This window comes from Roseibium sp. MMSF_3412 (genome assembly GCF_030733265.1).
Classification (GTDB): Bacteria; Pseudomonadota; Alphaproteobacteria; order Rhizobiales; family Stappiaceae; genus Roseibium.
In genome coordinates, this window is sequence record NZ_JASHJI010000003.1 from 178438 (window position 1) to 201672 (window position 23235).

A 23235-nucleotide genomic window follows, 5' to 3' on the forward strand; every position below is an offset into this window, starting at 1 on the left:
GCGGTCCGGACCGATCCAGGAGGAAATCCAATGAACGACACGCCCGAACGTCCGGTCGACCGGAAGCTGCTTGAACTTCTTGTCTGTCCCGTGACCAAGACAACGCTCGAATATGATGCCGAGGCCCGGGAACTGATTTCCAGGTCGGCCAAACTCGCCTATCCGATCCGGAACGGTATCCCGATCATGCTGCCCGACGAAGCCCGGCAGCTGGAAGAGTAGGCCGACAGTTGATCGACCCGCTGGAAATGAAGAAAGCCCGGAGCAATCTCCGGGCTTTTGTCGTTACATGGAGAAGGCGAGCCGGGCGATGAAGCTCTGCAGGAACATGATGATCAGCAGCAGGATGACCGGAGAGATATCAATGCCCCCGAGATCCGGCAGGATCCGCCTGATCGGCCTGAGTGCCGGCTCCGTCAGATTGTAAAGGACACGTCCGATGGTGTTGATGACCTGGTTGCTCGAATTCACGATGTTGAACGCATAGAGCCATGAGAAAATGGCGCTTGCGATAATCACCATCGAGTAGAGGTAGAGGGCCGTACTGATGACGTCCAGGAGCGATCCGACCAAAGCGTTCATGTGATTTCCTACTGCCGAAATGCATTTCTTCTCATGTAGCCCCCCTGCCGCGCCGCTGCAAGACGGACTTTCAAGATCCGGAGATTGATTCAGGGCCCGCCTTTTGCAGGCCTGCGGGTGAATCCGATGCGGAAATGCAACACTTCGCCAAAACAAGGATTCGTTAGGCTTTGAGTAAGGCTGCTTCGTGCTATCTTGCGCTCAAACGATCTCCATATGGATGTGGCCTTAATGTTCAAGTCTTTGACACGCGTCGTGCTCGCTCTCGCCATGGGCGTGGCGTCGGGAAGCGCTTTCGCACAGAGCAGTGAAATCTCCGCTGAGGATGCGACCAAACAATTCGTGGTCGACCTTGGCCTCGGTGCGATTGTCAAACCGCGCTATGAATCCGCGGATTCCTACCTGGTTTACCCGATGCCGATCATTTCGGTTGGCCGCTTTTACCTTCCGGGCCTGGGTCAGGTGGTCGACGGCCGCCGCAGGACCGGTGTCTTCTTCTTCCCGTCCTTCAACTTTGTTGGTGAACGCAAGGCGAGTGACAGCTCCGATCTGACCGGCACCGACACGGTCGACTGGGCGGTTGAACTCGGCCTCGGCGGCGGCTTCCGTACGGAGCATTTCCGCGCCTTCGCCGAACTTCGCCAGGGCATCAACGGCCATACCGGCCAGGTCGGCCAGCTGGGGATCGACGGCATTCTTTACCCCGGTGACAAGTGGGAATTCAGCTTCGGTCCGCGCGCCAGCTTTGCTTCCGGCGAATACATGGACACCTATTTCGGCGTCACCGCGACAGAAGCTGCCAACAGTGGCGGCCGGCTGACACAGTATGACCCGAGTGCCGGCTTCAAGAGCATCGGTGTTGCCGCTCGCGGCAGCTATGACTGGAACGATGACGTGCGCCTGCACATTCGCGGCGGCTATGACCGTCTGATTGGCGATGCGGCCGACAGCCCGATCGCGGAAGCAGGCAGCAAGGACCAGTTCAGCATCGGCCTCGGTGTCAGCTACCGCTTCGCATTCGACGTCTTTTGAACAGAACGTTTTTCAGCTGCATGACAGAAAAAGGAGGCCTTTCGGCCTCCTTTTTCTTTGGTTGGACGCAGCTTGGCATCCCTTGCTTCAGTAAGAGCACTCGATCAGTTCGATGCCTTTGGGCAGCTTGGTGGTCTCGTCACCGCAAGCCCCCAGGATCCGGCTCGGATCGAGATTGTCCGCGCCGGTCAGGTCCGCACCGACAAGACGCGTGCGGCGCAGCAGCGCACCGTCAAAGTCGACATTCGTCAGATTGGCATTCGAAAGATCTGCGCTGACCAGCCGCACGCCTGAAAAATCCGCTCCGGAAAAATCCGCGCCGTCCGCCTTGATCCGGTCGAGCTTGCCCTGGCGAATGCGTGCATTCTTGAAATTCGCGCCGCTCAGATCCACCCGTTCCAGGTTCACGCCATCCATCTTGGCACCCTCGAACGATGCGCCAACGGCGACCGACCGGATGAAGGCGGCGTTGCGCAGGTCGGCATTGTCGAAAACGGCACCATTGGCAATGCTGGCGTTGAGATCCGCATCGCGCAGATCGACGCCGGTAAGGTTGGCATCGGTGAAATCGGCTTTCTCAAGATCGGCTGAACGCATATTCGCGCCGGTAAAATTGCTTCCGGCGAAATTGGCCCGCTCGGCTTCCGCACGCCGCAAGTCGGAATTGCGGAAATCGCCTCCGGTCAGGACGGCTTCCTTCAGATCCGTTTCGCGAAGGTTGGTGCGGTTGAAATCAGGGTTTTCGACATTCAGAAACCTGAACTCGGTCAGTCTCAGATCGCATTTGGGGCAGCCGCCGTTCTCCTTGATCTCGGCCATTTTCTCTTCATCGCTGCCCGCCTGAACGGCATGCGCAAACGACAAAAAAGCCACCGCGCCCAGAACTCCTGCCAGACAATTCGCAAACCGGTTCTTCATTCCAAAACCTTTTTTCTCAACCTGACCTAAAGATAGGTATCCAACAGCAACAGTTTAAGGAGCGTTTCTGTCGAGAAAACGCCCGTTGACAAAAATGCTATGAAATTGCGGTCGAAATAGCATCCAAATTGTGCATCGCGCAGGATCAGCGCACGTGCCGCCTGGATTTTTCCGGGGGAACGATGCGGGAAGAAAGAAGCGGGCGGGGTCGCAGATGCCCGCTTCTTTCGACCACATAAGGCGCTGACGACGCACAACCTGACAATCAGCGTGCCAATCACATCGCAAAACGCTTGCCAGTTTCTTGCGCGCACAGAACACCCAGATTTAGTTACCAACCCACGCGCAGACACAAAATGCTGATTTTGTTCAGGAAGTCTTCACATGTCATGCATTGCATTCTGCAACGCTGGTTGCGAACAGGGCTAACAAAGCGTTAACCGCCTTTGAGATTGCGGCCGCATCAATTCAGGCGAACTCATCCCGCAGATCGATCGTCGAACGCTTGCCGATATCGTCGAAATGAGTGTCCAGCCATTCTTTTGCGGTCGCACGTCCGAGGTCCCGCAATTCGGTAAGAAAGGCCCATTCGGCATTCATCTTGGACGAAGCCTGCAGCGGCTTGAGCTCGCGTGCAAAGATCCGGTGCATGTGAACCTTCATGTACTCGTCCTTGGAGAGTTTCCCCTCCTCGATCAGCCGTGTGACGAAATCGATGGCCCGCAGCTCCCTCAAGAGCGTGGAATTGAACGTGATCTCGTTCAGACGGTTGACGATTTCCCGTGCGGTTCTGGGAAGTTCACGCCGTTCAAGCGGGTTGATCTGGATGAGAACGACATCCGGCGTATCGGTATTGTAGAAGAGCGGATAGAGCGGCGGATTGCCCATGTAGCCGCCATCCCAGTAAGGCTCGCCGTCAATCTCCACAGCCTGGTAAAGCTGCGGCAGGCAAGCCGAAGCCATGACCGCATCCAGCGTGACTTCCTTTTCGCTGAAGACGCGGATCTTGCCGGAAAAGACATTTGTCGCGGCGATGAACAGCTTGACCCCGGAACAGCAATGAACCTTCTCGAAATCGACCATTTTCTCCACGACATCGCGGAGCGGATTGACGTTGAGAGGATTGAACTCGTAAGGGGACGCGAAGCGCGACAAAACGTCGAAATAGAGATAGCTCGGAGAATGGTCGAGGCTCCAGTTTCCAAGCATGACATCCAGCGGCGAGCGCTGGATGGGACTGAAGCGGGCCTCGTCGCTGACCTCGCGCCAGAAGGCCTCGAGGCTCGCGCGGGCACCCTCCTCGCCGCCCGCCTCCATGCCGCTTGCCAGCACCACCGCGTTCATGGCTCCGGCGGACGTGCCGGTTATCGCCTCGATGGAAAAGCGGCTGTCCTCCAGAAACCAGTCGAGCACACCCCAGGTAAAGGCGCCATGCGCGCCGCCACCTTGCAAAGCGAGATTGATCTTCTTGGCAGCAGTCACGTCCGACGCCTTTCCGGAAGGTTGACCTTTGGAATCCTATTGGGCGGTCCAGCCACCATCGATCGGCAAGACCGAACCGGTGATCGACGCCGCCGTATCGCTGCACAGGAAGACGGCATAACCGGCAACCTGGTCGACCGTCACGAATTCCTTGGTCGGCTGCGCCTTGAGCATCACCTCTTTCTTGACCTGTTCCTCGGTCATGTTGCGCGCCTTCATGGTATCGGGGATCTGCGCCTCGACAAGCGGTGTCCAGACATAGCCCGGGCAGATCGCGTTCACCGTGATCCCCTGCTCGGCGACCTCCAGGGCGACGGTTTTTGTCAGGCCTGCAATTCCGTGTTTCGCGGCAACATAGGCGGATTTGTAGGGAGAGGCCACGAGCGCGTGCGCGGAGGCCGTGTTGATCACCCGGCCCCAGCCGCGCTGTTTCATGCCTGGCAGGGCAGCCCGGATCGCGTGAAAGGCCGAAGACAGGTTGATCGCGATGATCGCGTCCCACTTGTCGACGGGAAACTCGTCCACCGGCGAAACAAACTGGATGCCGGCATTGTTGACCAGGATGTCGACGGATCCGAATTCCTTTTCAGCATCGGCCACCATGGCCGCGATCTCGTCCGCTTTGAGCATGTTGGCCGGCGAATAAGAACAACGGACACCGAACTCGGCTTCGATCGACGCCCGGGTCCTTTCAATTTCATCGCCGTCACCAAGACCGTTGATAACGACATTGGCGCCCTGCGCGGCGAAAGCGCGGGCACAGCCAAGGCCGATCCCCGAGGTCGATCCGGTCACGACGGCGGTTTTGTTGGAAAGCATGCGGGATCTCCCAGGAAAGAAAAATGCTGGAGCCACATTTCACCAGTTATCGCCGCACTGCAACATCACAATGATGAAAAGTGATGCGACATCCGAGCCGCATCCGGAAGATAGGAGGGTGCCTTCAGTCCCGCTTGACACGCTGCGCACCGGCAAGCGCCTTGTGCGCGCGCTCCCTGGCAACCTGCCTTTGGGCATCGGCCTGCACGTAGTCCTCTTCACGCAAACCGAGTTGTTCGGCAAAGCGCTCGCGGATCAGCCCGTAGAACGTTGCATGCAGACTGGAAAAGACCCAGACCAGGATCAGCATGGTGCCCATCGGGAATATCGCCGACCGGATCTGCTGCCAGAGATCGCTTGACGGCACCAGCCCGTCGCTCACACTCAGAAGAAAGCCCCAGACGAAAATCAGGAACGCGGCCAGAAGGCTCATGATCAGTGCCGCAAAGGCCATTGCCCAGCCCATTCCCGAGGTCGCATGCCAGCTTTCCTTCAGGGTCAGCGGATCGTCAACGGCCGCCGCGGGCAGGACAACGGAGAAACGCTGAACCACCATCAGCGCGATGAACGGCGCAAACACCATCAGAAGCGCACCCAGGCCGCCGGTCAGAGCAGCGGCAATCGACGCAGCGATGATGAGCGGAATAAGCGACAGGAACCCGATCAGGCCAAGGACGATCTGGAAGAAAATCACCCTCAGGGTCCGTCTTCCGACCACGACCGGAAAGTCGCGCGCATCGATCAGGATGCGCCGGACATAGGCAATCGCAATGGAAAACCCGACCAGCAGATTGGCGAGGGCAGCAAGTGTGCGAAGCGCACCCTCATCCGCCTTGGCGACCGGCTCCGTCATGTAAGACACCGTCGAAAACCCGCTTTCGGGCATCAGTGCGGACCCAATGGCAAAGTTGAGCGCGAGCAGCAGCAGGATATAGGCCCAGCCGGTTCTGAAAACCGTACCGACATTGTGTTGCGCCAGGGACAATGATCGTTCCAGCACGGTAATGAACATGAATTGCCCCCAAGGATGACCGACACGCTTCACTATAGGTAGAAATTCTTTAGGAAATCGCTAGCGCCGCACCCGACAAGGCCCAAATCCGCACGCTTTTCGCCGCAGATGTCGATCCAGCGCTGGAAACTTTGACCAAATTCCCTCATATGGTGGGCAAACATCCTCAACCTGTTGGCTTCAGTCATGATCGATGATTTCGCAAAACCTATGCCCCGCCGAAAGTCCGTTGGCGTCATGGTCGGCAATGTCCAGGTTGGTGGTGATGCGCCGATTGTCGTTCAGTCCATGACCAACACCGACACAGCCGATGCGGATTCCACGGTTGCCCAGGTGGCGGCGCTCGCCCGATCCGGGTCGGAGGTCGTCCGCATCACGGTGGACCGGGCGGAAGCTGCGGCCCAGGTTCCGCGCATCAAGGAACGGCTTCAGCGGATCGGCATCGATGTGCCGCTGGTCGGCGATTTTCACTATATCGGCCACAAGCTGCTGACTGACTATCCCGATTGCGCCGCCGCGCTCGACAAGTACCGTATCAATCCGGGCAATGTCGGTTTCAAGGCCAAGCGCGACACGCAGTTCTCTCAGATCATCGACATCGCGCTCAAGCACGACAAACCGGTGCGCATCGGCGTCAACTGGGGGTCGCTCGACCAGGAACTGCTCACCAAGCTCATGGACGAGAATGCAGAGAGCGCCAACCCGGTGTCCGCGGCGGCGGTCATGCGAGAGGCGATCATCCAGTCCGGTCTCCTGTCGGCGGAGCGGGCCGAAAATCTCGGCATGGGCCGCGACAAGATCATCCTGTCGGCAAAGGTCAGCCAGGTGCAGGACCTGATTGCCGTTTACGCCGATCTCGCGCGCCGCTGCGACTATGCGCTCCATCTCGGCCTGACCGAGGCCGGCATGGGCACCAAGGGCATCGTCTCATCGGCCGCCTCCATGGGCATTCTTCTGCAGCAAGGCATCGGCGACACCATCCGCGTCTCTCTGACCCCGGAACCGGGCGGCGACCGCACCCGCGAAGTCCAGGTGGCGCAGGAACTTCTGCAGGTCATGGGGTTCAGGGCATTCGTGCCCGTCGTGGCGGCGTGCCCGGGATGCGGCCGCACGACCTCGACTGTCTTCCAGGAACTGGCCAGCGACATCCAGGACCATATCCGTGAATCGATGCCGACATGGCGCGAGCAGTATCCGGGTGTCGAAAGCCTGAATGTCGCGGTCATGGGCTGCATCGTGAACGGCCCGGGAGAATCCAAACACGCTGACATCGGCATTTCCTTGCCGGGCACCGGCGAAACCCCGTCGGCCCCCGTCTTTGTGGACGGCGAGAAAGTCACGACGCTGCGGGGTGAAGGCATTGCGGACGAGTTCAAGAAAATGGTGTTGGACTATATCGAAAAGCGCTACGGCACCGGTTCGAAATCATCGTCCGATGCAGCCTGATCCGGCCGAAAGACAGTTTCCATGATGCAGCCCGAACCGCAAAAAGCGCCGCTTCTGGTGATCACGTCCCAGGTCGTCCGGGGCGGTATCAGCGGCCGTGGTCTTTCCTTTGCACTGGAACGGATCGGACATGACGTCTGGTTTTTGCCGACGGTTCTGCTGCCCTGGCATCCAGGACAGGGCAAGGGCACGCGCATCACCGCCCCATCCGATGATTTTGCAGCGCTCGCCGGCGATCTTGCCGCCTCTCCCAAACTCGCCGAACTCGGCGGCATCATGACAGGCTATCTCGGCAACGCCGAACAGGCAGCGCCGGTTGCCGGACTGGTCAGGGCCGTGAAGAAAGCCAACCCGGACGCACTCTACCTGTGCGACCCGGTCATCGGTGACCATCACAGTGCCAGCGGCGGCGGCCTCTATGTTCCCAAGGCAACGGCAGAGGCGATCCGCGACGAACTGGTACCGCTGGCCGATATCGTAACGCCCAATTCCTTTGAGCTTGGCTGGTTGACGCAGCGCGATGTGGAGACGGAACTCCAGAACCTTTCCGCCGCACGCGCGCTTGGCGCAGCGCGGGTTCTGATCACCTCGTCGCCGGCGCTTCGCCGCAATTCGATCGCCAACCTGCTTGCCGCTCCGCGCGGCGCAGTCGCGGCCGAGCATGCCGTCATAGACAATCCGCCCCACGGCACCGGAGATCTCATCGCCGGTCTGTTCCTGTCGAACATATTGGCGGGGTTTGACGATGAAGAAGCCCTGAAGCGGGCCTCCGCATCGGTGTTCGAGCTGGTTGCCCGGAGCGTCAAGAAAGGTGCCGATGAACTGCTCTTTGCCGAAGAGCAGCAATCTGTGGTGCGCGCGATGGCGCTGGTGACGTCCCGCCGCGTTGTGGAATCGAGAAGCCGTGCCTGAAAATGCCGGCAGCTGGGTTGCGGGCGTCGACGGGTGCAAATCCGGCTGGGTTGCCGTCATGCGCAATCTTGACGATCCGGCCGACCTGCGACTTGCGATCTTCCCGGTCTTTGCCGGCCTTTTGGGATGCGATCCTTTTCTCTCGATCATCGCTGTCGACATGCCCATTGGGCTGCCCGACATTATCAGTCCGGCGGGCAGGGGGCCGGAAAAGGCTGCGCGCAGATATCTGGGCGAACGGCAATCCTCCGTTTTCTCCGTTCCCTCCCGCGCTGCCGTCTACGAGACCGATTACCGGCAGGCTTGCGAGACCGCGCAACGGACATCGGAACCGCCAAGGAAAGTATCCAAGCAGTGCTTTTATCTCTTCCCGAAAATCAGGGAGATCGATGCGCTGATGACACCGGAGCTTGAAGACCGTGTCTTCGAGGTGCATCCGGAACTCGCATTCTGGCGGCTGAACGGCGAGAGCGAAATGCAATTGCCGAAAAAGGTCAAGAGCCGTGCCAATTCCGCCGGCCTCGACCAGCGCCGGAACCTGCTTGTGTCAAAGGGACTGCCGGCTTCGTTCCTCGATCAGCAACCGCCGAAGGGTTGCGGCAGAGACGACCTTCTTGATGCGGCAGCCAACAGCCTGATCGCGGAACGCTGCCTCAATGGCACCGCGAAACCGTTTCCTGCCCCCTTCCGCCGGGACGAACGCGGCTTGCGCATGGCGATCTGGGCCTGAAACGGCAATTGTTTTGACGGTGCTGCACCATAACCGCTAAAGCGTCTCGAGCAACGCGTCGATTTCCCGGTCCAGCGCCGCGCCGCGCACGGTTTCTCCGTGGCACGGAACGATCATCGTCGGCACCTCTTCTGCAAGCCGCTGCCGGACCCAATCCGAAAATCGCTGCTTGTCCTTTAGACCATATGTCGGAAACGTTTTCAGGAACCCGGGCCTTGCGCGGGCGTCATCCTTTTCAAGTAAGCCGTAAAACGTGTCGGTGACGACCCAGACAATCTCGGCGCCCGCACGGACTATCATCCAGACCTCGCCGGTCTTGAGACCCTCAGGTTCCGCGAGCGACACACAGTCCGGCAACGCCTGACGGAGACCAGAGAGATCTCCAAACCGGCACCCGGTTACCTTTTCAAGCCTGGGTCTGGCGGCGTTCGAGCTGACGAGCTGCGCGTTTTGAAAAGCCTTGGCATGCTCCGCGATCCCCTTGTTGTGATAATGATTGGGCGCGAACAGGTATCGGACATCATCCGTCTGCGGAAAGGCTGCGCTTGTCTTTTCAACCGGGCTGTAAAGACAGACGCCACCAACATTGAGATCGGCAATCACGCATCTGAGATTGCCGCGCCGGATGGTCCGAAGACCCGGCACATCGACAACGGCTTCCGGGGTTGGGGTCTTTTTCGTCATGCTTCCCGCTCCATGGCCCGCAATTGATCGCACAGGACACCAACCAGAAAACGCCCGCCGCGATTGCACCCGTCCAGACGGTTCTGCACATGGACGCCCATGACCCCGGACACCAGCCCCTTTGCAACAGACGCACTATCTGTCGCGGGGTCGATCCGCTTCTCGGCGGCCGCGTTCTGAAGACAGGTCCGGAAACAGGTCTCCAGCTCCTGCCAGTAGCGCCGGACTGCCTTTTCAAGGCGTGGACTTCCCACCCGGGCGTTTTCAATACCCGTGTTCACAACAAGGCATCCATGCTTGCTGGAAGTCATCGATCCATCGCTCACGAGCGCTTCCAGGAAAACGATGATGTCTTGAACGGTGCCGTCTCTCATCGGCTGCATGGCGTATTTGATGGCCTGCTGGCTATAGACATCCAGCGCTTCCAGATAGAGCCCTTCCTTGCCGCCGAACTCGGTCCGGATCGCGAACTGGTTGAGGCCGGTCAGGCGTTCCAGCTCCCTGAGGCCGAGAGCCTGATAGCCGTATTGCCAGAACGCGCGAACGACGCGTTCGAGAACCACTTCCCTCTTGTAGCTTTTTGGACGTGCCATTCTTCATTTCTCTACGAGTGCATAGAAATAATTTCTATACAGTTGCAGAGAAATGTCAAGCGCGTTGCTTCCGGGGTCACAACGGCTTCCCCCTTCCCTTTTTGTCAGAACCTGTTAAAAGGCGCGCCGCCTGCCACAAGCGGGCCACCGGTCGCAGCCTACCCGGTGCCAGCGAAAACAAGGGACCCTATCGTTGAAAACACTTGTCATCTGTTCCGGCGGAATGGATTCCGTCACCCTTGCGCACAGGATCGCGCAGGATCACGAGCTTGCCGGCCTCATCTCCTTCGACTATGGCCAGCGCCACAGGAAAGAGCTGGACTTCGCCGCTCTGTGCGCCGAGGAACTCGGCACCGAACACATCCTGATGGACATCTCCAATATCGGCCGCCAGCTCACCGGCTCGGCGCTGACCGATGACGTCGATGTTCCCGATGGACACTATGCCGAAGACACCATGAAGATCACCGTTGTGCCGAACCGCAACGCGATCATGCTCGCCATTGCCTATGGCATCGCAGCCTCGCGCGGTGCCGATACCGTGGCAACGGCCGTTCATGGTGGTGATCACTTCATTTATCCCGATTGCCGCCCGGCCTTCACGTCCAGCTTTCAGACCATGCAACGCTATGCGCTGGACGGATACGCCGAGATCGATCTGTTCACGCCCTATGTCAGCATCAGCAAGGCGGACATCGCCGCCGAAGGCCTGAGGCTGGGCGTCGACTACCGCAAGACCTGGTCCTGCTACAAGGGTGGTGACACGCACTGCGGGCGCTGCGGCACCTGCGTGGAGCGCCGGGAAGCGTTTCATCTGGCCGGCGGGATCGACCCGACGGACTATGCGGACGCAGACTTCTGGAAAGTCGCCTGCAATGTATAGGATCACCAAGGAATTTCACTTCTCCGCCTCCCACCAGTTGCACGGCCTGCCGGAGGATCACCCCTGCGCCAGGTTCCACGGTCACAATTACATCGTGGAGGTTGAACTTGCCTCCGAAGAGCTGGATGCGATCGGTTTCGTCCGGGACTATAACGAACTCAAGTCTCTGAAGGCCTATATCGACGGGACACTAGATCATCGCCACCTCAATGATGTGCTTGGCGATGACTGTGTGACCGCCGAACGTCTCGCGAAGCATCTTTTTGACTGGTGCCGGAAGGAATGGCCGGAAACGGCGGCAGTGCGCGTCAGGGAAACACCGAAGACCTGCGCCGAGTACCGGCCGCTCGTCTATGTTCCGGTGGAGCAGCGCTCATGACCGCCGGACCAATTCGCGTCAACGAGATCTTCGGCCCGACGATTCAGGGCGAAGGCGCTCTGATCGGCCAGCCAACCGTGTTCGTGCGCACCGGGGGCTGCGATTATCGCTGTTCCTGGTGCGATACACTGCATGCCGTCGACAGCACTTACAGGAATGATTGGCAGCCGATGACACCGGCCTCGATCCTGATGCAGGTGGACATTTTGTCCGGCGGGCACCCGCTGATGGTATCCCTCTCCGGCGGCAACCCGGCCATTCAGCCGCTTGGCCCGCTCATCCATCTCGGCCGCCAGGACGGCTACCGGTTTGCGCTGGAAACCCAGGGCAGCATCGCGCGGGACTGGTTCGGGGATCTCGATCTGCTGACCCTCAGCCCGAAGCCGCCTTCCAGCGGCATGGAAACCGACTGGCAGAGGCTCGCCGAATGCGTGGAGGCGGCGGGACCGGCAACCCGGATCGCACTCAAAGTGGTCGTTTTCGACGATGCCGACTATGCCTATGCCCGGGAAGTCGCGACCCGGTATCCGGAGCAATCACTCTACCTGCAGCCCGGCAACCACACGCCGCCGCATCCCGGAGAGGAAGATGGCTTCATCGACATGAACGGCATCATGGACCGCATGCGCTGGCTGATTGAGAAAGTGACATCGGACCGGTTCTATTCGGCAACCGTTCTGCCACAACTGCACACGCTGGTCTGGGGCAACCTCAGAGGCGTCTGACCCAGGAATTCAAGGCCTGCCTTCCACCCCATCGAGCGGATGACCGGCGACAAGGAGAACATCATGTCGGACAAGAGCATCTACGAAAATCTCACGCAGCTTGGAACGGCAACGGAGTTGCCGGACGATCCGGAAAAGGCTGTGCTGGAAAAGGTTCCGAACCCACAGGCAGGAACGAAGTACATGGTCCGGTTCGTTGCCCCGGAATTCACCTCGCTGTGTCCGATCACGGCGGCGCCCGACTTTGCCCACCTCGTCATCGACTATGTTCCCCGGGACTTCCTGGTGGAGAGCAAATCGCTGAAGCTCTACCTGGGATCGTTCCGCAATCACGGTGCGTTTCACGAAGACTGCACGGTATCGATCGGTAAGCGGCTGGTCGATCTCCTGAACCCCGAATGGCTCCGGATCGGCGGCTACTGGTATCCACGCGGCGGCATCCCGATCGACGTCTTCTACCAGACCGGCCCGGCACCGGACGGCGTCTGGATCCCGGAACAGGGCGTCGCCCCCTATCGCGGACGCGGCTAGGACAAACCCGGTTGTCGCCCTATTGCGGCGTCGGCAGTGAAAGTTCCGGTGCCGCTTCGATCGTCTGGGTCGTCACCATTTCGAAGTTGGGCGCGGTTGTCTCGTAAAGCGCCTTGACGATGAAGCCGTCATCGCGGGAGAGCCAGTAGGTGTAGCGGTTTTCGGTGACCATGCCCTGGCTGACCGTCAGGTCGGCGGCAACCTTTTCAAGGGAAACGCCGTCGATGCTGTCTTCACCGCAGGAAGCGTTGCGGATGGTTTCCGCGTTGGTCTTTTTTGCCGCGATCGCCCCTTCCGCATTCTGCGCACTGTCGAGGTCGCGCACCTTGGTCCAGCTTTTGCCCTCATCCGCCGACTGGTACATGACGTTCTGATAGGTCAGCACCCACGGCCCGGCCGGGTTTGTCGGCACGGTCATGTGGTGGTCCTGGCTGAGAAAGAGAAAGTCATTGACCGTGGCCGGCGCACCCTTGAACTGGGTTGTTGCGACCGTTTTCGTCGGAACGCCCTGGTCGAGCTGCATATAGATTTCCGTAAACCGGGCAATGCAGTCATCGGCAAGAGCAGGTTGTGAAAGCCCGGCAAGGAACACGGCGGCGAGGCCGATTGGCGTCTTCAAACTGGTCATGTGCACCCCCTGAAATAAATCTTGTCTGAAATTTGGTCCTTGCCGGGTTTCCAATTTTGCACCCGTCTTACTCGGCAGGAGCGGCGGCGTCGCCCGGCCGGGTTCCTTCAAAAGCCTTGTCCTTGATCTCGACGAACTTGTCGGACATCTGCGACAGCTTCGCATCCCATTCCGGGTTCGGTGTCTGGCCGTCCGTCACCTTGAAGAACACCTGCATCATCAGCGTGATGGCAAGTGGTTCCAGAACCGCGGCCTTGACCGCCCAGGCAAAAATGATCGCAAAGACCAGACCACCCGCACTCCAGGAACCGGGCATCAGGTAGACCAGCCCGGCAGCAGGCGCGAGCATGAACAGGAACACCAGGATCGCGATAATGTAGGTGAAGAGCGCGATAAAGGCCGCATTCTTCAGCATCGCCTGGTAATTCTGCCCGTAAAGAACCAACGCTTCGCGCGCCGACGCCCAGGCATTGTCGGAGCGCGTGCGGATGGCATGCGCAAGAATGACTTCATCGACAAACCCAACGGCCACCTTCATGAAGGCCCGGAACAGCGAAACGAGGCCGTTCAGTCCCGGGATCGGCAGCACCGATGCAATGCCTTCGACAAAACCGCTGATCGCGCGGATCACGCCCTTGACGAGTTGGTCGAGCCCGAAAAGCGCACTCGACTGCACGAAGCGCTCCTTGACCACGCTTGCGCCATAGGCGACCTGGCCTTGTCCGTCAGGCAGGTCCTTGCCGTCCATCAGTTCGACCAGAACCGCGATGTGTCCCGCCTTCACGGTGTAGAGCAGATATTCGCGCAGGAAATAAATCACGGTCGCCGTCAGTCCGAACCCGATCAGGCCACCCCAGAAGGCGAACCCGGCCTGCGAATCCGGCCCTCCGAACCAGCCAAGACCATAGCCGACGCCTGCGCCAAATCCGGTAACGACAACATAGGCGACGGCGATGCCGCCATAAACAATCACTCTGAAAATCAGATAAGGAAACGTCCGCGCCATCAATCCGACGGCGCGGGAAAAATCAAAATCCCACATCAACTGGCTCCTGTCATTTACAGGTCTCCACGACAACGGAAATGAAGGTAGCCAATCTTTGGGCGCGGCCACAAGCGGTCGCGTCACATATTGATGTTTTTCGCAAGCTGGTGCTGGAGAAGCCTTGCGTCAGTTTTCCGCCTGATCCTTCTGACTTTCATGATCATGCGGGTGGAAAATCCCGTGATACCAGAAACTGTCCCACAGGTGCCGGTGACCCGGTTTTTCACGCATCTCGACACGGTCGAGATGTTCTCCGAAGAGGAGCACGTTTCCGTCCGGATCGCGCGTTTCAAACTCGCGCATGCGCCAGGGCTGGTCGCTGATGTCTTCGGTGATGTTGGCGCCCGCTGCCTTCGCAATGGCATGATAAGCGTCAATCCCGTCGACGAAACAATAGGCCGTGGTGCCGCCCGGCTGGTCGCTCTGTGTCAGGTGAACACCGGACTTTCCGTATTCCAGAACGGCGTAACGGACCGGCTCGCCCTCACCATCCGCCCACTCGAAGGCGACGGTGAATTTGAGACAATCCCGGTAATAGGCAATCGATTGACCAAGATCGCTCACCCTCAGAACCGGGGCGATGTGTGAAACACTGGGAGACCGTGCTTGGGACATTGTTCAACCCCGATCTGACAGACATGGACCGGCGGTTCGTTGTCAGTGGCACTCCAACGTGACTGCAGCGTTCTCGAACCGGCCTTCTTCAAGATCTTGCGTCGAAATCATGAAATAGACAATCCCGGCATCTCCCCATGTCCAGTGCATGGCATCGTCACCGGCCAGGTTCAGAAGCAGAAGGCGCGATGTCGGCCCGCTTTGCGGCTCGGACTGAATACCGTCGAAAGCCCCGCCTGCGCGGTGCGGCCGGTTGTCGTTCAGCCGGCGCCAGAAGGGCTCGAAGCGGGCAAGCACATCCACCGGTATCAGGGACCGCAATTGGGGATCGGCGTAGTAGTCGGCAACGAACTCCCAAAGCCGCAGATAGTTCGCGTTGCAGAGCCTGGAAAGAGAAATCTCGTGCTCGATCGCCTGCACGCCTTGCTCGGCCCCCACTGCGCTCCGGAACTCGAAATAGCCGGTCCTGGTCTGCTCGAGATGAACGGCAATGTCGGCCCATTCTCCGTCCAGAAGGGCCCTGTCAGGGTCGCCGGCACGAAGCTGGTCGATGATGTCGCGCAAGTCGCGCAGGGCATCCTGCCGCCAGCTTTCGTTGGCCCGGACCGTTTCTTCCTGATAACTGCGAAGCGACGCCGGCGACGGACACCGGTCAAGCACGGCAGCGAGCTTTCTGTCGCGCTCCAGCCGCACTTCGAGTTCGTGAAGACGATCAAGGTCTTCATCAGCCGGTCCCTCATCCGTCTCGCCCGCGCTGGTCAGAGCTTGGCTCAGCGTCCCGATCTCCTGCTCCAGAGCCGGAAGATCCGGCCGGAGCGAGCGGAAAACGTCCGGATCACCCAGCGCCTCCAAGACGTTCGGCGGCAGATCCGGTTTGAGCGGCTGCTTGGCAAGCCGTGTCTCGATGGACGTCAGGACCGCAAGCGCCATGCGCGCGGTAAAGGGATCGGGAACCGGCGGGCGCTCTGCATCCGAAACCTCCTTGCCCGCATAAAGCACGTGCGCGAACCGGTCCGGTGCGACCCGCAGCACTTCGCCGTCGCGAACCACCCGGTTCGGCACCGTCACGCAGTCGACCGGCCAGCGGCGCCAGGTATTCGGAACCTCGCCCGTGCCTTCCAGATGTCCGTAATGCGGCCCGGCATACGTACCGTCATGGACAGGACCCAGTTCCGGCGGCGCCTGGCGCTCCGAACCGAGCGTGCGTGTGTGGATCACCCTGCAGCCCTCGGTCCGGCCGTCCAGGTCGCCGGTATTCGGGTCAATGAAGAACAAGAGCCAGCCCTCGCGCGGCCCCAGCCCGCCCCAGAGTTCCTCCGGCAACTCTGCACACGAGATCTGCGCAAGGAAATGAAGTGGAATTTCGCCACGTTGCGGGTGTTCGAGCGAGATCGATTTCGGCCACGGCACATTATCGGGCATCATCGGACGTCCGCCGAACCAGGATTGCGGTTTTTCATCGGCGCGGATCGGAACCTGCCGGCGCAACACGACCGAAACCGTTTCCAGAATTTCAGCGGCCGCTCGCGGTGCTCTGTCCGGTTCGGCAACATGCCTTTCGGCGTTGCCCTCGAATGCCAGCCGCGACGCGTCGGCGGCAGTTTCGGATTTCACAGAAACTTCCGGTGCCGGAACAGGACGCCGGATGCGGCGCGCGGCACGGTTGCTGGATTGCTCAAGGATATCGTGGATACGATCCGGCTCTACGGTAAAATCGGGAGACGCGACTCTGAGGCTTTGATTTCGCGGGAGGAAATTGACAATTTTAGACAAAAATACCCAAAATCCGACAATAAAAATCATTAACAATAAAGTTAACCCTGCTATAAATACCAATCCCGCTTCGCTATAAATGTCCTCTGGCATCGCAATGTCCAAATTTTATCATTCTCACATCTCATATTTACTTTCAGAAATTAAGCGCAGGTAAATTGAATTGTGAGAAAGATAACGAATAGCGCAGGTTTCTGATCCGGCAACAAAAACGGGCCCCGAAGGGCCCGCTCTAAGTTTAGTCCGGTTTCGGCAGGGATCAGCTGTTGACGAGATTCCGCAGGACGTAGTGCAGAATGCCGCCGGCCTTGATGTATTCCAGCTCGTCCTCGGTATCGACGCGGCACAGGCACTCGATGGTCTTGGTGGTGCCGTCCTCATAGGTCACCTCAACGTCCATCATCTGCCGCGGCTTGATATCGGCGATGCCCCGGATGGTGACGCGCTCGGTGCCTTTGATGCCGTGCGACTGCCAGCTCTCGCCTTCCTTGAAGGTCAGCGGGATGACGCCCATGCCGACAAGGTTGGAGCGGTGAATACGTTCAAAGGACTGCGTGATCACGGCGCGCACGCCGAGCAGCTTGGTGCCTTTTGCCGCCCAGTCACGCGATGACCCGGTGCCGTATTCCTTGCCCGCGAAAATGACCAGCGGTGTGCCGGCCTCCTTGTATTCCATGCAGGCGTCGTAGATCCATTCCTTCTTGCCGTCCTTCATGGTGACGCCACCCTCGACGCCCGGCACCATCTGGTTCTTGATGCGAATATTGGCGAAGGTGCCGCGCATCATGACCTGGTGGTTGCCGCGCCGCGAGCCGTAGGAGTTGAAGTCCTTGCGGGCGACCTGATGCTCTGAGAGATACTGGCCCGCCGGGCTGTCGGCCTTGATGGCACCGGCCGGCGAAATGTGGTCGGTGGTGATGGAATCCAGGAACAGGCCCATGACCGCCGCATTCTCGATGTCCTCGAGCGGTTGCGGCTCCATGGTCATGCCTTCGAAATAGGGCGGGTTCTGGACATAGGTCGAGGAGACCGGCCAGGTATAGGTCAACCCGCCTTCCACCTTGATGTTCTGCCAGTGTGCGTCGCCCTTGAAGACGTCGCCGTAGCGCCCGCGGAACATTTCTTCGGTGATCGAGGCGCGGATGAGATCGGTGATCTCTTCCGTGCTCGGCCAGATGTCCCTGAGATAGACCGGGTTGCCGTCCCGGTCATTGCCGAGCGGGTCTTCGGTGATGTTGACGTTGAGATTGCCGGCAATCGCATAGGCGACGACCAGCGGCGGCGATGCCAGGTAATTGGCGCGCACATCCGGGTTCACCCGGCCCTCAAAGTTCCGGTTGCCGGAAAGCACCGAACAGGCGATCAGGTCGTTGTCGTTGATCGCGGCCGAAATGGCCGGGTCGAGCGGGCCGGAATTGCCGATACAGGTGGTGCAGCCATAACCGGCCAGGTCGAAACCGAGCGCATCCAGATCGGCCTGAAGCCCTGCCTTCTCCAGGTAGTCCGTCACAACCTGGGAGCCGGGTGCCAGCGAGGTTTTCACCCACGGCTTGACGTCGAGGCCTTTCTTCAGCGCGTTGCGCGCGACGAGGCCCGCCCCGATCAGAACCGACGGGTTGGACGTGTTGGTGCAGGATGTGATCGCCGCGATGACAACATCGCCATTGCCCAGGTCGTGGTCCTTGCCCTCGACCGCAACGCGCTTGGAAAGTTCGTCTGCCTTCTTGAATTCCTCCGCCATGGTCTTCGCAAAGCCGCTGGCGGCATCGGAGAGGTTGATGCGGTCCTGCGGCCGTTTCGGCCCGGAGACGGCCGGAACGACCGTGGTGATGTCCAGTTCCAGCGTATCGGTGAATTCCGGCTCTTCGCCGCCGGCGCGGAACATGCCCTGCGCCCTGGAATAGGCCTCGACGAGCGCAACCCGGTCCTTGTCGCGACCGGTCGCCTCGAGATATTTCAGCGTTTCACGGTCGACCGGGAAGAAGCCGCAGGTCGCGCCGTATTCCGGGGCCATGTTGGCGATGGTTGCCGCATCTTCCAGCGACAGGTTGTCGAGGCCGGGTCCGTAGAATTCCACGAACTTGCCCACGACGCCCTTCTGACGCAGCATTTCAACGACCCGCAGCACGAGGTCGGTCGCGGTGATGCCTTCGTTCAGTTTGCCGGTCAGCTTGAAACCGATGACTTCCGGGATCAGCATGGAAATCGGCTGGCCGAGCATGCCGGCTTCCGCCTCGATGCCGCCGACGCCCCAGCCGAGGACCGCCAGCCCGTTGACCATCGTGGTGTGACTGTCGGTGCCGACAAGCGTATCGGGATAAGCAACCGTTTCGCCGTTTTCTTCCTTCGTCCAGACCGTCTGTGCGAGATATTCCAGGTTCACCTGGTGGCAGATGCCGGTCCCGGGAGGCACGGCGCGGAAATTGTCGAACGCCGACTGGCCCCAGCGCAGGAACTCGTAGCGCTCCTGGTTGCGCTCGTATTCCAGTTCCACATTCAGCTTGAACGCGTCCTTGGTGCCGAAATAGTCGACCATCACCGAGTGGTCGATGACCAGATCGACGGGGACAAGCGGGTTGACCTTTTCCGGATCACCGCCGAGCTTGACCGCGGCATCGCGCATGGCCGCGAGATCAACGACCGCGGGAACACCCGTAAAATCCTGCATGAGCACGCGCGCGGGCCGGTAGGAGATCTCGTGCGAGGATTTTCTCTCTTTCAGCCATTCGGCACAGGCGACGATGTCCTCCTTGGTGACGCTCCGCCCGTCTTCGAAGCGCAGCAGGTTCTCAAGAACGACCTTCAGGGAAAACGGCAGCCTGGACACTCCTTCCAGGCCGTTTTTCTCCGCTTCCGGAATGGAGAAATAGGTGTAGGTCTTGTCACCGACCTGAAGCGTCGTTTTGCACTTGAAACTGTCAAGGGACTGGGTCACGGCACGTGCTCTCCTTCACTGTCCGCAGCAGCAGGTCCGCGTCTGACCGGCTGCCTGTCATGATCTCCGGCAGTTCCCGGCAAGGAACCGCGTTTGCCCGTTTCGAGCCTGTCGCAGCGCACATGAGGCCGACCGGCGGGCCTGCCGTCGAATGCGCGCCGCCTCTCTGCCCCTATACAAAACTTTCGCACCGATCACCAGAAGATGCGCATGTCAGCGCCTTGAAGGGGGCGAGAAGTGATCGGCCGTGTTAAGCTGGACACGATCGAACGGACAGACTTTATATACAAACGTATACAAAATTTTCCAGACCCGCCCCTGTCGAATTTTGCACCGGTGAGCACTGGTGGGGCAAGACGCAGGCCACTGTTTGGATTGACAATGTCAATACAACCAGAGATCGGGCTGCCTCGTGAGCACCGGGTTATTGCCACGTTAACCCGTTGCCGCTATCAAAACGGCCATGCGGCGCTTGTTTCTGACCATTCTGATACTCGGCCTGACGGCACCCCTGATTGCTGCCAACGCGCAAGAACCGGTTCGTGAACCCCTGGAGATCGGGGAGTCGGGCGACGAATATCTGCGTTCGATCCGCCTGCACGGGATAGATCCGGACGTTGCATATTACGATCCCACCGCTCCGGCACCCAAGCTCGAGACAGAACAGCAACCTCAGCAGCCAACGGCGCGATCTGAGACGGAAAGTGTCATGGCACCCGGATCCCGCTGGACCTTCACGCTGATTGCCGGCCTCGTTCTTGCCGGCCTGGCCTTTCTTGTGATCCGGTTCGGCGGAAACATTGCCGTCACGCTGCAACGCGATGCCGAGAACCCTGACAGCCGCCGCGCGGCGGGACCGCAAAACACGCCTGTCTGGGCAGAAAAACTTGGCTCGTTCAACGATATCATGCGGATCGCGGACAGGCGTGAAGCGCTGGTCATGCTGACGCAGAAGGTTCTGGCCACACTTGCAACGACCAATGGCGTGCTCATGCAGCGCAGCTGGACGGCGCGTGACACGCTGCGGAACATCCCGCTCGCGGACGCCCAGCAGACCCTTTTGCGTACGCTTGTGCTCAACAGCGAGCGTGTCCAGTTCGGCGGTAGGGATGTTTCCGAAGACGAGTTCCGTGAACACGTCTCGTCTTGCCAGCAACTGCTTGGAGCCAGTGCGGCATGAGCGACACGACCACCACGCCCCGGTCCGGCGGCCCGCGCATCGAATATCTGGTGATCGCAGCCGTCTGCGTCATCGCTCTCCTGGCGTTCTGGTATGTCATGTCGCAGCGCCAGCAAACACTGCGCAGCTCGCCGTCGGGTCTCGACGGCCTTCAGGTCTGGCTGACATCGAATGACATCACCTCCTACAATTTTGCCGGCGGCTGGCCGATCGATCAGACGACGGTCGATCTGTTGATCCTGCCGGTCTACGACACCGCGCTTGATGTGGCGCGAACACCTCCCGCATCGAAGGAAGAATATCTTCTCCAGTCGGACGAATATGACTTTGCGACCGAAGCGGTCCTGACCAAGGCGCAGACGGTTCCGACGCTTTTCGTAATGCCCAAATGGCGCAGCGGCATGCGCCTGACCGGAATAGCCCATCCTGTGCTTCTGATCGAACCGGGCAAGATCACCGACACGCTTGAGGAAATCACGGGCAGCGGTGCTGCGGAGCTGGTCTATGGCCGGACGCCCTTCACCGAGTTCAGCTATCGCGCGACGGATGGCGCCACCCTGACGGCAAGGCTCTACGCCGCACAGATGTTCCGCAGCCAGGGCTGCGATCCCATCATCGGAACGTCGGAGGCAATGATCCTTGGCAGCTGTCCCCTGCCTGCCGATGCGCAGTCGGATGGAAACGGCGTGCGCGACCGCGTTCTTGTCCTGTCAGATCCGGATCTTTTGAACAATCATGGCCTTCGTCTCGGCGACAATGCACAGATCGCGGCGGACTTCCTGTCATCGCAGACCGATGAGGGCAACATTGTGATCGACTACAGCCGAACCTCCTGGCTGCGCGATCCTTTCCAGGAACCTGTGCGCGAGCGCACCTGGACGGATCTCAGCCGCTTCTTCGGTCCGCCGTTTCTCATTCTGTGGCTTGGCGCAGGTTTCCTGTTCACGCTGTTCCTGTGGCGGGCCGCGCTCCGCTATGGACCGGTCCTGCGTGAGCGGGCCGCGAGCGGTTCCGGCAAGGCCCTTGCCATCGAGGCGCGGGCCAGGCTGATGCGTCTTTCCGGCCAGGACGGGGCGCTTGTACACGAATATGCAGCAGCCCGGATCTCCGCCGTCGCGGCCGCGCTGTTCGGTCCCTCGCACGCCCGTCACTATGCGAGCGAGGACGAATTCCTGAATTTTGCAGACCGGCAGCACCCGGGCGAGGCCGCCCGGCTCCGGTCGGTTCTTGCCGAGATCAGACGCCTGCCCGCGCGCGCCCACGCCGCCGAGGCAATTCACCTTATTGACGAGTTCGAACAGGTTTTGGAGCAAATCACCCATGACGCTTGAGGTCCTACGCCAACGCACGGACGCCCTGAGAGCCGAGATTGGAAAAGCCGTCCTCGGCCAGGATGAAATCATCGACCTCCTGCTGGTCGCCCTGTTTGCGCGGGGCCACGTCCTGCTCGAAGGCCCTCCCGGTACGGCAAAAACGCTGCTGGCACGCAGTTTTTCCGCCGCGCTTGATCTTGATTTCGGCCGGATTCAGTTCACCCCCGATCTCATGCCCGGCGACGTTCTCGGCACCTCGATCTTCGATTTCAGGACGAATGAATTCATCCTGACCAAGGGACCGGTCTTTTCCCAGGTGTTGCTGGCAGACGAAATCAACCGCGCTCCGCCCAAGACCCAGGCCGCCCTGCTTCAGGCCATGAACGAGCGTACGGTCTCCATCGACGGCACCGACCATTCCCTCGGCAGCGAGTTCATCGTGGTCGCGACCCAGAACCCGATCGAACAGCAGGGCACTTATCCCCTGCCGGAAGCGCAACTGGACCGCTTCCTGTTCAAGCTCATGATCGATTTTCCGCCCGAGACCACGGAAATGGCGATCCTGCGCCAGCATGCGGCACAGCCGCTGGAATCGGGGCTGGAAACGGCGACCCTGTCGAAAGTCCTGGACGCCGCAGCGCTTGCCGAAACCCGAAAGCTGGTCGACGGCATTATCCTGAAGGACGACATTCTCGCCTATATTCTCCGTCTCGTGCGCGCGACACGCCAGAACGCCGAAATCGCATTCGGCGCCTCGACCCGTGCCGCAGACGCGCTGGTCAGCGCCACACGGGCGACGGCCGCGCTCAACGGGCGGGACTTTGCCATCCCCGACGACGTCAAGCGCCTCTTCGTGCCCTCGCTTCGCCACAGGATCGTTCTCGGTCCGGCAGCCGAAATCGAGGGACGCAGCGCCGACCAGGTCCTCGACAATATTCTCAACCAGATCGAGGCACCGCGCTGATACGTCCGTCGAAAAGACTGCTCGCACTTGCCGGCGTGACGCTTCTGGTCTCAT

The 23235-nt window shown here is 59.9% G+C and carries 24 protein-coding genes; 12 read left to right on the plus strand and 12 right to left on the minus strand.

Going from position 1 to position 23235, the window contains the following annotated elements:
• Positions 1-30 precede the first annotated feature (30 nt).
• Positions 31-222: a Trm112 family protein gene (locus RBB49_RS07050; protein WP_306142008.1), complete on the plus strand. Its 192-nt coding sequence runs from the start codon at positions 31-33 to the stop codon at positions 220-222.
• Between the two features lie 63 nt (positions 223-285).
• Here the strand turns inward: RBB49_RS07050 and RBB49_RS07055 are convergent, their stop codons facing one another.
• Positions 286-582: a YggT family protein gene (locus RBB49_RS07055; protein WP_306142009.1), complete on the minus strand. Its 297-nt coding sequence runs from the start codon at positions 580-582 to the stop codon at positions 286-288.
• A gap of 231 nt (positions 583-813) precedes the next feature.
• On the opposite strand from RBB49_RS07055, the gene RBB49_RS07060 reads away from it, so the two are divergent.
• Positions 814-1614, plus strand: coding sequence for a MipA/OmpV family protein (locus tag RBB49_RS07060; RefSeq protein ID WP_306142010.1), 801 nt, complete (start codon positions 814-816; stop codon positions 1612-1614).
• Between the two features lie 87 nt (positions 1615-1701).
• On the opposite strand, the gene RBB49_RS07065 is transcribed toward RBB49_RS07060, so the two are convergent.
• The 4 genes from RBB49_RS07065 to RBB49_RS07080 all read right to left on the minus strand — a co-directional run bounded on the left by RBB49_RS07065 (position 1702) and on the right by RBB49_RS07080 (position 5845).
• The gene (locus RBB49_RS07065) at positions 1702-2487 is read right to left on the minus strand and encodes a pentapeptide repeat-containing protein (RefSeq protein WP_306142011.1); all 786 of its coding nucleotides are present in this window, start codon (positions 2485-2487) and stop codon (positions 1702-1704) included.
• Positions 2488-3000: 513 nt separating this feature from the next.
• Positions 3001-4014 carry a patatin-like phospholipase family protein gene (locus tag RBB49_RS07070; protein WP_306142012.1) on the minus strand — a complete coding sequence of 338 codons (1014 nt, stop codon included), beginning with the start codon at positions 4012-4014 and terminating at the stop codon, positions 3001-3003.
• A 36-nt stretch (positions 4015-4050) separates the two neighbouring features.
• Positions 4051-4833, minus strand: coding sequence for a 3-hydroxybutyrate dehydrogenase (locus RBB49_RS07075; RefSeq protein WP_306142013.1), 783 nt, complete (start codon positions 4831-4833; stop codon positions 4051-4053).
• Between the two features lie 124 nt (positions 4834-4957).
• Positions 4958-5845, minus strand: coding sequence for a 4-hydroxy-3-methylbut-2-en-1-yl diphosphate synthase (locus RBB49_RS07080; RefSeq protein WP_306142014.1), 888 nt, complete (start codon positions 5843-5845; stop codon positions 4958-4960).
• 174 nt (positions 5846-6019) lie between these two features.
• On the opposite strand from RBB49_RS07080, the gene ispG reads away from it, so the two are divergent.
• Genes ispG through RBB49_RS07095 form a run of 3 tightly spaced genes read left to right on the plus strand, consistent with a single transcriptional unit; the run spans position 6020 to position 8933 of the window.
• Positions 6020-7291: a flavodoxin-dependent (E)-4-hydroxy-3-methylbut-2-enyl-diphosphate synthase gene (gene ispG / locus RBB49_RS07085; protein WP_306142015.1), complete on the plus strand. Its 1272-nt coding sequence runs from the start codon at positions 6020-6022 to the stop codon at positions 7289-7291.
• A 21-nt stretch (positions 7292-7312) separates the two neighbouring features.
• Positions 7313-8203 carry a pyridoxal kinase gene (gene pdxY / locus RBB49_RS07090; RefSeq protein ID WP_306142016.1) on the plus strand — a complete coding sequence of 297 codons (891 nt, stop codon included), beginning with the start codon at positions 7313-7315 and terminating at the stop codon, positions 8201-8203.
• The gene (locus tag RBB49_RS07095; RefSeq protein ID WP_306142017.1) at positions 8196-8933 is read left to right on the plus strand and encodes a DUF429 domain-containing protein; all 738 of its coding nucleotides are present in this window, start codon (positions 8196-8198) and stop codon (positions 8931-8933) included. Before pdxY ends, RBB49_RS07095 begins: the two co-directional genes overlap by 8 nt.
• A 36-nt stretch (positions 8934-8969) precedes the next feature.
• On the opposite strand, the gene RBB49_RS07100 is transcribed toward RBB49_RS07095, so the two are convergent.
• Both RBB49_RS07100 and RBB49_RS07105 read right to left on the minus strand, forming a co-directional pair.
• Positions 8970-9617: a hypothetical protein gene (locus tag RBB49_RS07100; RefSeq protein WP_306142018.1), complete on the minus strand. Its 648-nt coding sequence runs from the start codon at positions 9615-9617 to the stop codon at positions 8970-8972.
• Positions 9614-10210: a TetR/AcrR family transcriptional regulator gene (locus RBB49_RS07105; RefSeq protein WP_306142019.1), complete on the minus strand. Its 597-nt coding sequence runs from the start codon at positions 10208-10210 to the stop codon at positions 9614-9616. The genes RBB49_RS07100 and RBB49_RS07105 overlap by 4 nt, the downstream gene beginning before the upstream one ends.
• A 193-nt stretch (positions 10211-10403) precedes the next feature.
• Between RBB49_RS07105 and queC the strand changes: the two genes are divergently transcribed.
• The 4 genes from queC to queF all read left to right on the plus strand — a co-directional run bounded on the left by queC (position 10404) and on the right by queF (position 12728).
• Positions 10404-11093, plus strand: a complete 690-nt coding sequence (queC, locus tag RBB49_RS07110) for a 7-cyano-7-deazaguanine synthase QueC (protein WP_306142020.1) — start codon at positions 10404-10406, stop codon at positions 11091-11093.
• Positions 11086-11472: a 6-carboxytetrahydropterin synthase QueD gene (gene queD / locus RBB49_RS07115; RefSeq protein ID WP_306142021.1), complete on the plus strand. Its 387-nt coding sequence runs from the start codon at positions 11086-11088 to the stop codon at positions 11470-11472. The genes queC and queD overlap by 8 nt, the downstream gene beginning before the upstream one ends.
• The gene (gene queE / locus RBB49_RS07120; protein WP_306142022.1) at positions 11469-12197 is read left to right on the plus strand and encodes a 7-carboxy-7-deazaguanine synthase QueE; all 729 of its coding nucleotides are present in this window, start codon (positions 11469-11471) and stop codon (positions 12195-12197) included. The genes queD and queE overlap by 4 nt, the downstream gene beginning before the upstream one ends.
• A gap of 63 nt (positions 12198-12260) precedes the next feature.
• Complete coding sequence (queF, locus tag RBB49_RS07125) at positions 12261-12728, plus strand: preQ(1) synthase (protein WP_306142023.1); 468 nt, start codon at positions 12261-12263, stop codon at positions 12726-12728.
• Between the two features lie 19 nt (positions 12729-12747).
• On the opposite strand, the gene RBB49_RS07130 is transcribed toward queF, so the two are convergent.
• The 5 genes from RBB49_RS07130 to acnA form a co-directional block, all read right to left on the minus strand.
• Complete coding sequence (locus RBB49_RS07130; protein WP_306142024.1) at positions 12748-13356, minus strand: hypothetical protein; 609 nt, start codon at positions 13354-13356, stop codon at positions 12748-12750.
• Between the two features lie 67 nt (positions 13357-13423).
• The gene (locus RBB49_RS07135) at positions 13424-14398 is read right to left on the minus strand and encodes a hypothetical protein (RefSeq protein WP_306142025.1); all 975 of its coding nucleotides are present in this window, start codon (positions 14396-14398) and stop codon (positions 13424-13426) included.
• A 129-nt stretch (positions 14399-14527) separates the two neighbouring features.
• Positions 14528-15016: a glyoxalase superfamily protein gene (locus tag RBB49_RS07140; RefSeq protein ID WP_306142026.1), complete on the minus strand. Its 489-nt coding sequence runs from the start codon at positions 15014-15016 to the stop codon at positions 14528-14530.
• Positions 15017-15058: 42 nt separating this feature from the next.
• Positions 15059-16630 (minus strand): DUF1963 domain-containing protein, encoded by a 1572-nt coding sequence (locus tag RBB49_RS07145; RefSeq protein ID WP_306142027.1) that lies wholly within the window; start codon positions 16628-16630, stop codon positions 15059-15061.
• Positions 16631-17048: 418 nt separating this feature from the next.
• Entirely contained in the window at positions 17049-19724 is a 2676-nt protein-coding gene (gene acnA / locus RBB49_RS07150; protein ID WP_306142028.1) for an aconitate hydratase AcnA, read from the minus strand.
• A 463-nt stretch (positions 19725-20187) separates the two neighbouring features.
• Here acnA and RBB49_RS07155 point away from each other — a divergent pair, with 463 nt between their 5' ends.
• The 3 genes from RBB49_RS07155 to RBB49_RS07165 are packed head-to-tail and all read left to right on the plus strand — an operon-like array spanning position 20188 to position 23181.
• Positions 20188-20904: a DUF4129 domain-containing protein gene (locus RBB49_RS07155; protein ID WP_306142029.1), complete on the plus strand. Its 717-nt coding sequence runs from the start codon at positions 20188-20190 to the stop codon at positions 20902-20904.
• Entirely contained in the window at positions 20901-22235 is a 1335-nt protein-coding gene (locus RBB49_RS07160) for a hypothetical protein (protein WP_306142030.1), read from the plus strand. The genes RBB49_RS07155 and RBB49_RS07160 overlap by 4 nt, the downstream gene beginning before the upstream one ends.
• The gene (locus RBB49_RS07165; protein WP_306142031.1) at positions 22225-23181 is read left to right on the plus strand and encodes a MoxR family ATPase; all 957 of its coding nucleotides are present in this window, start codon (positions 22225-22227) and stop codon (positions 23179-23181) included. Before RBB49_RS07160 ends, RBB49_RS07165 begins: the two co-directional genes overlap by 11 nt.
• Positions 23182-23235: the final 54 nt, after the last annotated feature.

Bases quoted from the DNA above. Each gene is read 5' to 3' on its own strand.
- RBB49_RS07105 (WP_306142019.1), bottom strand. From the start codon at position 10,210: ATGGCACGTCCAAAAAGCTACAAGAGGGAAGTGGTTCTCGAACGCGTC.
- RBB49_RS07135 (WP_306142025.1), bottom strand. From the start codon at position 14,398: ATGTGGGATTTTGATTTTTCCCGCGCCGTCGGATTGATGGCGCGGACG.
- RBB49_RS07050 (WP_306142008.1), top strand. From the start codon at position 31: ATGAACGACACGCCCGAACGTCCGGTCGACCGGAAGCTGCTTGAACTT.
- RBB49_RS07160 (WP_306142030.1), top strand. From the start codon at position 20,901: ATGAGCGACACGACCACCACGCCCCGGTCCGGCGGCCCGCGCATCGAA.
- RBB49_RS07075 (WP_306142013.1), bottom strand. From the start codon at position 4,833: ATGCTTTCCAACAAAACCGCCGTCGTGACCGGATCGACCTCGGGGATC.
- RBB49_RS07060 (WP_306142010.1), top strand. From the start codon at position 814: ATGTTCAAGTCTTTGACACGCGTCGTGCTCGCTCTCGCCATGGGCGTG.
- queE (WP_306142022.1), top strand. From the start codon at position 11,469: ATGACCGCCGGACCAATTCGCGTCAACGAGATCTTCGGCCCGACGATT.
- RBB49_RS07165 (WP_306142031.1), top strand. From the start codon at position 22,225: ATGACGCTTGAGGTCCTACGCCAACGCACGGACGCCCTGAGAGCCGAG.
- RBB49_RS07130 (WP_306142024.1), bottom strand. From the start codon at position 13,356: ATGACCAGTTTGAAGACGCCAATCGGCCTCGCCGCCGTGTTCCTTGCC.
- RBB49_RS07055 (WP_306142009.1), bottom strand. From the start codon at position 582: ATGAACGCTTTGGTCGGATCGCTCCTGGACGTCATCAGTACGGCCCTC.
- RBB49_RS07100 (WP_306142018.1), bottom strand. From the start codon at position 9,617: ATGACGAAAAAGACCCCAACCCCGGAAGCCGTTGTCGATGTGCCGGGT.
- queD (WP_306142021.1), top strand. From the start codon at position 11,086: ATGTATAGGATCACCAAGGAATTTCACTTCTCCGCCTCCCACCAGTTG.
- pdxY (WP_306142016.1), top strand. From the start codon at position 7,313: ATGATGCAGCCCGAACCGCAAAAAGCGCCGCTTCTGGTGATCACGTCC.
- RBB49_RS07155 (WP_306142029.1), top strand. From the start codon at position 20,188: ATGCGGCGCTTGTTTCTGACCATTCTGATACTCGGCCTGACGGCACCC.
- RBB49_RS07080 (WP_306142014.1), bottom strand. From the start codon at position 5,845: ATGTTCATTACCGTGCTGGAACGATCATTGTCCCTGGCGCAACACAAT.
- queF (WP_306142023.1), top strand. From the start codon at position 12,261: ATGTCGGACAAGAGCATCTACGAAAATCTCACGCAGCTTGGAACGGCA.
- RBB49_RS07140 (WP_306142026.1), bottom strand. From the start codon at position 15,016: ATGTCCCAAGCACGGTCTCCCAGTGTTTCACACATCGCCCCGGTTCTG.